This window comes from Sphingomonas sp., from assembly GCF_036387535.1.
Classification (GTDB): Bacteria; Pseudomonadota; Alphaproteobacteria; order Sphingomonadales; family Sphingomonadaceae; genus Sphingomonas_R.
Genome location: NZ_DASVTO010000075.1, coordinates 1 through 2155, shown reverse-complemented (window position 1 = coordinate 2155; position 2155 = coordinate 1). Strand labels below are relative to the sequence as shown.

Annotated in this window: 4 protein-coding genes; 3 read left to right on the top strand and 1 reads right to left on the bottom strand. The window is 67.6% G+C overall.

Annotated elements, in window-relative coordinates:
* From VF649_RS06900 to VF649_RS06890, 3 genes are all read left to right on the top strand, one after another.
* The coding region (locus VF649_RS06900) for a 1-deoxy-D-xylulose-5-phosphate synthase (RefSeq protein WP_331011225.1) at positions 1-1179 on the top strand (1179 nt) is incomplete at its 5' end.
* A gap of 46 nt (positions 1180-1225) precedes the next feature.
* On the top strand, positions 1226-1597 hold the full coding sequence (locus tag VF649_RS06895) for a plasmid mobilization protein (RefSeq protein WP_331011224.1): 372 nt from the start codon (positions 1226-1228) through the stop codon (positions 1595-1597).
* Positions 1594-1794, top strand: coding sequence for a hypothetical protein (locus tag VF649_RS06890; protein WP_331011223.1), 201 nt, complete (start codon positions 1594-1596; stop codon positions 1792-1794). Before VF649_RS06895 ends, VF649_RS06890 begins: the two co-directional genes overlap by 4 nt.
* A 7-nt stretch (positions 1795-1801) precedes the next feature.
* Here the strand turns inward: VF649_RS06890 and VF649_RS06885 are convergent.
* Positions 1802-2155 (bottom strand): RBBP9/YdeN family alpha/beta hydrolase (locus VF649_RS06885; protein WP_331011222.1); only part of this gene is annotated, 354 nt, incomplete at its 5' end.

Sequence of the window (2155 nt, the reverse complement as noted above, 5' to 3'; positions counted from 1 at the left end):
TATTATGTCGGACCGGTCGACGGGCATAATCTGGACCATCTGATCCCGGTCCTGGAAAACGTCCGCGATGCCGAGGAAGGCCCGATCCTGGTCCATGTCGTGACCAAGAAGGGCAAGGGCTATGCCCCGGCGGAGGCCGCGGCCGACAAATATCACGGCGTCCAGACATTCGACGTCATCACCGGCACCCAGGCCAAGGCGCCGCCGGGGCCTCCTGCGTATCAGAACGTGTTCGGCGCCGCGCTGGTCACGGAAGCGGCCAGCGATCCGCGGATCTGCGCGATCACCGCGGCGATGCCATCCGGCACCGGGCTGGACGGGTTCGCCAGCGCCTATCCCGAGCGGTTCTTCGACGTGGGGATCGCCGAGCAGCATGCGGTGACCTTTGCCGCCGGGCTGGCCGCGCAGGGGATGCGGCCGTTCTGCGCGATCTATTCGACCTTCCTGCAACGCGCCTATGACCAGGTCGTCCACGACGTGGCGATCCAGAACCTGCCGGTGCGCTTCGCGATCGATCGCGCCGGGCTGGTCGGGGCGGATGGCGCGACCCATGCCGGATCGTTCGACGTCACCTATCTGGCGACCTTGCCCAATTTCGTGGTGATGGCGGCGGCGGACGAAGCCGAACTGGTCCACATGACGCACACCGCGGTGTGCCATGACAGCGGGCCGATCGCGGTGCGCTATCCGCGTGGCAACGGCACCGGCGTCGCGTTGCCCGCAACGCCCGAACGGCTGGCGATCGGCAAAGGCCGGATCGTGCGCGAGGGCAAGACGGTGGCGATCCTGTCGCTGGGCACGCGGCTGGCGGAAGCGCTAAAGGCGGCGGAAGTGCTGGAGGCCAAGGGGCTGTCGACGACGGTCGCCGACCTGCGCTTCGCCAAGCCGCTGGACGAAGCGATGATCCGCCGCCTGCTGACCACCCACGAAGTCGCGGTGACGATCGAGGAAGGCGCCGTCGGCGGGCTGGGCGCACACGTCCTGACGCTAGCCAGCGACGAGGGGCTGATCGATGGGGGGCTGAAGCTGCGCACGATGCGCCTTCCGGACGTGTTCCAGGACCACGACAAGCCGGACGTGCAATATGCCGCCGCCAAGCTGGACGCCGCAGCGATTGTCAACACGGTGCTGAGCGCGCTGCGGCACAATTCGGGCGGGGTGGCGGAGGCGCGGGCTTGATCCGCTGACATGTGCATGCCATGTGCCTGTTTTGAAGGAGGCGCGCATGGCATCGCAAGCATCGGACGTTCGCAGCCGCCGCGTGGTCGTGCTGGTGTCCGAAGGTGAAAAAAAGCGGATCGCGGCGAATGCTCGCGCCGCAGACATGACCGTCAGCGATTTCATGCGTACCGCGGCCGAACGCTACACCGAACCTACGGCCACCGAAGCGCTCTTGATGAAAGATCTGCTGGCGCAACTTGAACGGGCCAATGCCGCGACCGAGGCTTCGCTATCGCGGCTCTCGGAAATCCGAAGTCGCGCGAATGCCTTCGACGAGACGGACTATCGCGCGAAAGTACGAGCCGACATGGAGGCGCGCCCCGACATCGACTGGGACCGTGTGGCCGCGTACCTCGGCCTGCGCCCAGCCGCATGAGCTTTTGGCAGGATGCCTTGCGGGCGCTTCAGCAGGCGGCGCTGTTGCAACACAAGGTCGACCAGGCCTTGCAGGTCGCTGAGGACGCGCGCCGGCAATCGATCGACACGCGCGAACGGCTGATCCAGCTGGAAACCACGCTGGATATCATCATCAGCCGATCGGGCGCGCGCCGTCCACGCCTGCCGGACGCCTGAGGCCGGCTCAGCCGCCCAGATAATGCGCGTGCGCCGCGTCGGTGGCGTTGATCGCGAGGACGGAGCGGGCGTCGCCGGGGCTGCGCGCGCGGCCTTTCGCGTCGCTGCTGGCGGCGATGACGCGTTCCAGCAGGTCCTGGCCTTCGCGCCACCAGCCGATGCCGCTGGCGGCGTTCAGATGCCCCTGCGGCCCGGCCTCGACAAAATGGCTGCCCCAATCGGCGGCCATGCTGTGTGCGCGTTCGATCGACACCCAGGGATCGTCGCTGGACGCCACGACGATCGAGGGGAAGGGCAGCGGCACGCGCGGCGTGGGGGCGAAGGCGGTCAGTTCCGCCTGCGCATCCTGGCGATCCGCATC